We start from the raw sequence: 7,973 nt of genomic DNA, 5'->3' as shown, positions 1-7,973 counted from the left end.
TCACAAAAGCCTTTGAGGGGGGATCCGGCGCGCGGGGCGGGGCCGCTACACGGCGCCGGACCATGTGTAACGACCGGCGGCCCACCATCATTCCCGGCGGCGGCCCCCACCCGAAGGGGGTCGGCCTGCTGCCACGGTCGTCCGGGTGATGTAACGACCCCACCCCGCCCGCCATTCCACCGACCGGGTGCGGCCGGTCACACCCCGAAACCCGACACCCCACCCCACAACCACCCAGCCGTCCCGACCGCCGGCCCACGCTCGGGTGCGAACGGACCCCGACACCGCACACCGGTCACCGTCGCCCAGTAGCCCCAGACCCCATCCGACGCCCACGAACGTGACGTCACGCGGGAACGGCCGATGCCGACGAGTGGAACGGGCGGGTGAGCCGAAGGTGGCCTGCCCCAGGTGTTAACAGGGGCCCTCCTTGCATGCGGGAGGGGGAGGTGGGTGAAATGGGGTTACGCTGAGGGCGTGCAGGCGCTCTCCCCCACCACGGCCGGCGTGGCCTTCCTGGCCCGTCCGGGTCGCCCCGCCGTGGTGGCGCGGACGCTGGCCGAGCTGGCCGGCCCGACCCGGGGCGTGGTGGAACTCCCGGTACGGCTGATGTGGTGCGGCGAGCGCACCTTCGACCTCGGGGACCCGGACGACCTGCTCTGGATGTACGAGAACGTGCTGCGGGAGAGCACCCGCGCCGACGACCTCCGGCAGCTGATCGACGGGCGGACGCTGCGCCGGGTGTGGCACCGGCTCAACCTGCCGCACGGTGTCCGGCAGGCCTGGGAGAGCCGGCACCGGGGCCTGCGTACGGCGTGAGCGGGCAGCACCTGCACGAGTTCTACCGCGAGGTGGCCCGGGTGGCCCTGTCCGCGGCCGGCCCCCACCGGTTCGTGCTCGGTGGCGGGGTTGCCTGGGCGGCGCACGGACTGGTGACCCGGCCGACCGAGGACGTCGACCTCTTCGCCGACGTGGAGGGCGCGGCGGCCGCGGCGGCCACCGAGGTCCGCGCGGCACTGGAGCGGGACGGCTTCACCGTGGTCGGGGCCGACCCGGACAGCGAGCTGGGTGAGCTGTTCCCGGGTTTCGACCAGGACGTACGCGACTTCGTGGTGAGCCGCGACGGCCGGCAGATCCGGCTGAGCCTGGCCCGACTGGACCGGTACCGCAGCCCGGTGGTGATGGATCTCGGGCCGGTGATGGACGTGCGGGACCTGGTCGCGAACAAGACCGCCGCGCTGGTCAACCGCCGTGAGGTGCGTGACTACATCGACGTCGCGGCGGCGCTGGACCACTACCGGGTCGCGGAACTGCTGGAGTTGGCCCGGCAGGTCGACCCGGCGCTGGACCCGGAGGACGTGCGGGCGGCGGGCCGGTACCTGGACCGGGTGCCGGATCGCCGGTTCGCCCGGTACGGGCTGGACGCCGCGCGGGTCGCCCGGCTGCGGGAGCGGCTGGCCGGCTGGCCCCGCTGACCGGCCCCGCCCCGTCGGCGAGCCACGCGCGGGGGCCGGAGCGCGTCGGCCCCGGCCGCGGGTCACCGGGTGAGTTTGCCGCCGGTCACGCCGAGGATCTCGCCGGTGACGTAGCTGGACTCCTGGGAGGCGAAGAAGACGTACGCGGGAGCCAGTTCGGCCGGCTGCCCGGGGCGGCCGATCGGGGTGTCGGTACCGAACTGCTCCACCTTCCCCTCGGGCATGGTGGCCGGGATCAGCGGCGTCCAGATCGGACCGGGCGCGACGGCGTTGACCCGGATGCCGTGGTCGGCCAGGTTGAGCGCGAGTGCCTTGGTGAAGTTGGCGATCGCCGCCTTGGTGGTGGCGTAGTCCAGCAACTGCGGCGACGGGCTGAACGCCTGGATCGACGAGGTGTTGATGATGGTGGAGCCCTCGGCCAGGTGCGGCACGACCAGCCGGCAGAGCCAGAACATCGCGTACACGTTGGTCTTGAAGACCCGGTCGAACTGCTCGGTGCTGATCTCGAAGATGCCCTTGTCCTGGGCCATCTGGTAGGCCGCGTTGTTCACCAGGATGTCGATGCCGCCCAGGTCGGACAGCATGCGGTCGACCAACTCCCGGCAGTTGGCCTCTTCCCGGATGTCGCAGCGGACGGCCACCCCCTTGCGGCCGGCCTCCTCGACGAGCCGCACGGTCTCCCGGGCGTCGGTCTCCTCCTCCTCACCGAGGTAGGAGATCAGCACGTCGGCGCCCTCGCGGGCGAAGGCGATGGCGACGGCCCGGCCGATGCCCGAGTCGCCGCCGGTGATCAGGGCGCGCTTGCCGGACAGCCGGTCACTGCCCCGGTACGACTCCTCGCCGTGGTCGGGCTTCGGCCCCATCCGCCGTTCCGTGCCCGGCGCCGACTGCTGCTGACCCGGCTGGCCCTGCCGCTGCCCGTACTGACTGGTGGGGTGCTGCTGGGTGTACTGGTCTTCGCTCACCGGGATCTCCTCGCGCGGTTCGTCCGCCTGGTCCTCTTCTGGGCTACCCCGGCAGCGGCGGCAGAAACAGTGGGGCGACGGCGCGCCAGGTGGCCGCAGTGTTACACCCGGGTGCCGCCAGGCGCCGGTGAAGTGAAACACCGCGCGAGGCTGTGGCAGAAGTGACAGCTGCTCGTCTATGGTGCGCAACGGCGCCCGCTGCGGCGCTTCCACCCCCATGGAAAGGCACCTCATGACCTCCTCCTCCGGCGCCTCGCGCCGCCAGGTGCTCGCCGTCGCGGCCGCCGCGGCGTCCGCCCCGCTGATCGCCGGTGCGCCGGCCCGGGCGGCGGGCAAGCCGGCGCCACAGACCTGGGACCTGACGGTCCTGGGCACCTCTGACACCCACGGCAACGTCTACAACTGGGACTACTACAAGGACGCCGAGTACGACGACAGCAACCACAACGACGTCGGCGTGGCGAAGCTCGCCACCCTGGTCAACCAGATCCGCGCCGAGCGCCGGGGCCGGGCGACGCTGGTGCTCGACGCCGGCGACACCATCCAGGGCACCCCGCTGGCCACGTACTACGCCAAGCAGGAGCCGATCACCGCCACCGGCGCGACGCACCCGATGGCCAACGCGATGAACGTGCTGAAGTACGACGCGGTGACGCTGGGCAACCACGAGTTCAACTACGGCCTGCCGCTGCTGGCAGCCTGGATCGAGCAGCTCGGCTTCCCGGCGCTGGCCGCGAACGCGGTGAACGAGAAGACCGGCAAGCCGGCATTCCTGCCGTATGTGATCAAGGAGGTCGACCTCGGCGGGCGCGGCGCGCCGAGCCTGAAGGTCGGCATCCTCGGCCTCACCAACCCCGGCGTGGCCATCTGGGACAAGGGCAACGTCGAGGGCAAGCTGGTCTTCCCGGGCATGGTCGAGACCGCCGCCAAGTGGGTGCCGATCATGCGGCAGCGCGGCGCCGACCTGGTGATCATCTCCGCCCACGGCGGCGACAGCGGAACCTCCAGCTACGGTCCGGAGCTGCCCAACGAGAACCCGGTCGCGCTCATCGCCGAGCAGGTCCCCGGCATCGACGCGATCCTGTTCGGCCACGCCCACAGCGAGGTGCCGGAGAAGTTCGTCACCAACCTGAGCACCGGCGAGCGGGTGCTCACCTCGGAGCCGTCGAAGTGGGGCCAGCGGCTGACCCGGATGGACTTCACCCTGACCCGGGAGAAGGGCAGCTGGAAGGTCGTCGCCAAGGGCGCCACCACGCTGAACAGCAACACCGTGGTCGAGGACCCGGCGGTACTCGCCGCCGTGCGCGGCCAGCACGACAAGACGGTCGACTACGTCAACGAGGTCGTCGCGCAGTCCAGCGAGGAGCTGTCCGCCGCCGAGTCGCGGTACAAGGACACCCCGATCCTGGACTTCATCAACCACGTGCAGACCGAGGTGGTCACCGCGGCGCTGGCCGGCACCGCGTACGCGGGCCTGCCGGTGCTGTCGATCGCGGCGCCCTTCAGCCGCACCGCGGTCTTCCCGCAGGGCGACGTGCGCATCCGCGACGTGGCCGGCCTCTACGTGTACGACAACACCCTGGAGGCGGTCGTGCTGACCGGCGCCGAGGTGAAGGCGTACCTGGAGTACTCGGCGAAGTACTTCAAGACGTCGCCGGTCGGCACCCCCGTCGACCTGGCGAACATCAACGAGCCGAGCGTGCCGGACTACAACTACGACGTGTTCTCCGGCGTCGCCTACGACATCGACATCTCGAAGCCGGTGGGCCAGCGGATCACCCGCCTGGTCCTGGCGGGCACGGACACCCCGGTCGCCGCGGACGCCCAGTTCGTCGTCGCGGTGAACAACTACCGGCGCAGCGGTGGCGGCAACTTCCCCGGCATCGTGAAGACCCAGGTCTACAACGAGCAGCAGGAGATCCGCCAGCTGCTGATCGATTGGGCGCAGGCCAAGGGGGTCATCGACCCGGCCGACTTCTTCGTGCCGAACTGGCGGCTGGTCCGCGCGGGCGTGCCGGTCTTCTGACCGTCACGCTGGTAGGGACGGGCCGCGGACCGGTGGGTCCGCGGCCCGTCGCCGTCGTCAGCCGCCGCCCCGCAGGTCCCACTCGTGCTCGCCGACCGGCTCCGGCCGGTCGCGGGGCGCCTCGGTCTCGGTCGCCGTGGCCCGGTCCTCCGGGGCCACCCGGGGCGGCAGCTCGCCGAAGCGGACGTGCCGCAGGAAGGCGTACTCCTCGTCGGTGAACGACTCGTGGGGCTCGCTCATGGCTGCATTGTGGGCCCCGGACGCCACCGGTGGGATCGGACGCCGGACCGAGAGTCAGCCACGGTCGACGGGTGCTCGGGAGACGGCCCTGGTCCGGGTCGGGGGCAGCCGGTCCAGCAGGGCGAGCGCGGCCCGGACCGGCCGCCGGGACAGGGTCCGGTCGAAGCTGGCCCGGCCCTGGCAGAACCGGACGAACATCCGCCAGCCGGGCGGCGTGGCGAGCAGCGTGTGGAAGACGTCGGGCCGGCGCTCGAAGACCTCCAGCAGCCGGTGCCCGGCCCGCATCTCCGGCACCAGCCGCTCACGTACGGCCCCCTCGTAGCCGGCCGGGTCGCCGGCGGCCACCGCCGCACCGGCCAGCCGACCGGAGCGCAGCGCGTAACTGATCCCCTCCCGGCTCCAGGGTTCCAGCAGGCCGGCCGCGTCCCCGGCGACCAGGACCCGGCCGCGGCGCAGCGGCGAGTCCTCCGCCCGGCATCGGGTCAGGTGCCCGGAGTCGTGCTCCGGCCGCACGTCGGAAAGACCCAGCCGGTCGACGAAGTCGCGCAGGTAGGCCCGAGTCCGCTCGCCGGCGCCCCGGGCGGCGATCACCCCGACCGTCAGCCGGTCGCCCTTCGGGAAGACCCACGCGTACGACCCGGGCAGCGGCCCCCAGTCCAGCAGCACGCGGCCCCGCCAACGCTCCTGCTCGGCGGCGGGCACCGGCAGCTCCAGCTCCAGCCCGAGATCCACCTGTCGGAAGCGGACGCCGACGTGGCGGGCGGTGACACCGGAGGAGCCGTCCGCGCCGATCACCCACCGGGCGCGCACCTCCGGGCCGTCGGCCAGTCGCAGGCGTACCCCGTCGGGGTCCTGGGTCAGCGCGCGGACCGCGACGCCCTCGCGGATCTCGGCGCCGGCGCCCAGCGCGGCGGCCCGCAGCCGGTCGTCGAACTCCTCGCGGCGGACCATGGCCACCAGCGGACCTTCGGGGTGGCGGCGGGTGAAGCCGGTCCGCCCGTCCCGGGTGAAGGTGACCCGGTCGACCCGGTCGTGCGCCGGCACGTCGATCCGGTCGGCCACCTCGGCCAGCGAGGTCCCGATCAGTCCACCGCCGCAGGTCTTGTACCGGGGATGGGTGGCCCGCTCCACCAGCAGGGTGCGCACCCCGGCGCGGGCGGCGGCGTGCGCCGCGGCGAGGCCGGCGGGCCCGCCGCCGACGACCGCGAGATCCCAGACGACCACCGGTGCAGCCTAGGCCAGCCCCCGTCGGCGGCGCCCGCGACGCGTCGTCGCGGACCCCCCGATCGGGTGGGCATCATCGGGCGGCGGCGGGGTAACCGCCCGGCGCAGACCGCCCGCCGGTCGGGCGGACCACCGCGAGGAGGAACGTCATGCCGCAGGTACGGCTGTCGGAGACCGAGGAACGGGTTTACCAGGCGGTGGCCGCGCTGGAGGCCCGGGGCACCGTCCCCTATCCCGACCTGATCGCCCAGGAGACCGGGCTGGCCGAGGAGGAGTTGAGCGAGCCGCTGCACCTGCTCACCGAGCGCGGCCTGCTGCACCGGGAGGACTCCCCGATGGCCGGGCTGGACTTCGGCCCCCGGTGGTGTGCCCGCCAGCCGGCCTGACTCGTTTGGCCGGGCGGACGCCGGGTAGCGACCAGGAAGGCGTGACCGGCGGCGGTCGGAGGGCACCATGAGCACGGACCGGTCGTCGACACCGACGGAAACCCTGGGGTACGACGACCGGCGGCGCTGGCAGGCGCTGGGCGTGGGCCTGGTCGCGGCGTTCATGACGCTGCTCGACGTCAGCATCGTCAACGTCGCCGTGCCGTCGATCGACCGGGCCGTGCACGCCACCCCGAGCGATCTGCAGTGGGTGCTGTCCGGGTACGCCCTCACCTTCGGCCTGGCGCTGGTGCCAGCCGGCCGGTTCGGCGACGCGCGGGGCCGGCGCAACGCCTTCGTCCTCGGCGTCGCGCTGTTCACCGTGACCAGCGCGCTGGCCGGGCTGGCCCGCTCGCCGGAGTGGCTGATCGCCGCCCGGCTCGTCCAGGGCGCCGCCGCCGGGGTGGTCAACCCCCAGGTCAGCGGGGTGATTCAACAGCTGTTCCGGGGTGCCGAGCGGGGGCGGGCGTTCGGGCTGCTCGGCGCCACCATCGGCATCTCCACCGCGGTCGGGCCGCTGCTCGGCGGGCTACTCATCCAGCTCGGCGGCGCGGAGCACGGCTGGCGGTGGGTGTTCTTCGTGAACATCCCGGTCGGCATCGTGGCGGTGCTGCTGGGTTGGCGGCTGATGCCCGGCCGCCCCACCGGCGCCCCCGGCAGGCACCGGCTCGACCCGGTCGGGGTGCTGCTGCTCGGCGTCGGGGTGACCCTGGTGCTGCTGCCGCTGGTGCAACGCCAGCAGTGGCACGGCCCGCAGAAATGGGCGCTGATCCCGGCCGGGCTGGCGTTCCTGGCCGGCTTCGCGACCTGGGAACGGTGGTACGGCCGCACCCGCCAACCCCTGTTCGACCTGCGGCTGTTCGGGTTGCGCTCGTACGCGCTGGGCTCGCTGATCGGCCTGATCTACTTCGCCGGCTTCACCGCGATCTTCTTCATCTTCACCCTCTACCTGCAGATCGGCCTGGGCTACAGCGCGCTGATCGCCGGCCTGGCGATCACCCCGTTCGCGCTCGGCGCGGCTGGCGCCTCGGCGCTCGGCGGGCGGGTGGTCACCCGGTACGGTCGTCCGCTGGTCGCCATCGGGCTGCTGGGCGTGGTGGTCGGGCTGGTCGCGACGGACCTGGTGCTGACCGGCGGACCGCACCACGACGTTCCGCTGCGTACCGCGCTGCCGCTGCTCGTCGCCGGGCTGGGCAGCGGCCTGGTGATCGCGCCCAACCAGACCCTCACCCTCTCCGAGGTGCCGGTGCAGATGGCCGGCAGCGGCGCCGGCATGTTGCAGACCGGGCAGCGGATCGGCTCGGCCGCCGGCATCGCGGGGGTGGGCGCGCTGTTCTTCTCCACCCTGGCCGAGAACCGGGGCGACTGGGCGGTGGCGTTCCGGCACTCGCTGCTGCTGGCTGCCGGGATCGTCGTGCTGGCGCTGGTCGCCGCCGTGGTGGACATCGTGGCCGGCCGCCGCCGGCCGGCCTGACCCCGGGTACGCCGAAGGCCGGCACCCGTTGTCGGGTGCCGGCCTTCGGGTTGGCTCAGCTGTTCCAGTGCTGGGCGACCAGGTCGGTGGCCTGCTGCTCCCACTGTGCGTACGCGTCCGGGTAGGCGGACACCTGCACGGTCT

Annotated in this window: 8 protein-coding genes; 5 read left to right on the top strand and 3 right to left on the bottom strand. The window is 73.0% G+C overall.

Features of this window, described 5'->3' with window-relative positions:
* Positions 1–477 precede the first annotated feature (477 nt).
* Together AB0H57_RS32100 and AB0H57_RS32095 are read left to right on the top strand one after the other, a co-directional pair.
* The gene (locus AB0H57_RS32100) at positions 478–819 is read left to right on the top strand and encodes a hypothetical protein (RefSeq protein ID WP_357512418.1); all 342 of its coding nucleotides are present in this window, start codon (positions 478–480) and stop codon (positions 817–819) included.
* On the top strand, positions 816–1,475 hold the full coding sequence (locus AB0H57_RS32095) for a nucleotidyl transferase AbiEii/AbiGii toxin family protein (protein ID WP_357512417.1): 660 nt from the start codon (positions 816–818) through the stop codon (positions 1,473–1,475). The genes AB0H57_RS32100 and AB0H57_RS32095 overlap by 4 nt, the downstream gene beginning before the upstream one ends.
* 62 nt (positions 1,476–1,537) lie before the next feature.
* Here AB0H57_RS32095 and AB0H57_RS32090 read toward each other — a convergent pair whose 3' ends face one another.
* On the bottom strand, positions 1,538–2,440 hold the full coding sequence (locus AB0H57_RS32090) for an SDR family oxidoreductase (protein ID WP_357512416.1): 903 nt from the start codon (positions 2,438–2,440) through the stop codon (positions 1,538–1,540).
* A gap of 232 nt (positions 2,441–2,672) precedes the next feature.
* On the opposite strand from AB0H57_RS32090, the gene AB0H57_RS32085 reads away from it, so the two are divergent.
* Positions 2,673–4,466 (top strand): 5'-nucleotidase C-terminal domain-containing protein, encoded by a 1,794-nt coding sequence (locus AB0H57_RS32085; protein WP_357512415.1) that lies wholly within the window; start codon positions 2,673–2,675, stop codon positions 4,464–4,466.
* A gap of 57 nt (positions 4,467–4,523) precedes the next feature.
* Here the strand turns inward: AB0H57_RS32085 and AB0H57_RS32080 are convergent, their stop codons facing one another.
* Together AB0H57_RS32080 and AB0H57_RS32075 are read right to left on the bottom strand one after the other, a co-directional pair.
* Positions 4,524–4,706, bottom strand: coding sequence for a hypothetical protein (locus AB0H57_RS32080; RefSeq protein ID WP_357512414.1), 183 nt, complete (start codon positions 4,704–4,706; stop codon positions 4,524–4,526).
* 54 nt (positions 4,707–4,760) lie between these two features.
* Complete coding sequence (locus tag AB0H57_RS32075) at positions 4,761–5,930, bottom strand: geranylgeranyl reductase family protein (RefSeq protein WP_357512413.1); 1,170 nt, start codon at positions 5,928–5,930, stop codon at positions 4,761–4,763.
* A 149-nt stretch (positions 5,931–6,079) separates the two neighbouring features.
* On the opposite strand from AB0H57_RS32075, the gene AB0H57_RS32070 reads away from it, so the two are divergent.
* Together AB0H57_RS32070 and AB0H57_RS32065 are read left to right on the top strand one after the other, a co-directional pair.
* The gene (locus tag AB0H57_RS32070) at positions 6,080–6,316 is read left to right on the top strand and encodes a hypothetical protein (protein WP_357512412.1); all 237 of its coding nucleotides are present in this window, start codon (positions 6,080–6,082) and stop codon (positions 6,314–6,316) included.
* Positions 6,317–6,383: 67 nt separating this feature from the next.
* Positions 6,384–7,829, top strand: a complete 1,446-nt coding sequence (locus AB0H57_RS32065) for an MFS transporter (protein ID WP_357512411.1) — start codon at positions 6,384–6,386, stop codon at positions 7,827–7,829.
* Positions 7,830–7,973: the final 144 nt, after the last annotated feature.

Origin of the sequence: Micromonospora sp. NPDC050686 (assembly GCF_040654475.1) — a bacterium.
GTDB lineage: Bacteria > Actinomycetota > Actinomycetes > Mycobacteriales > Micromonosporaceae > Micromonospora.
Note: the sequence above shows the minus strand (reverse complement) of the source record. Positions and strands in the feature narration are given on the sequence as shown.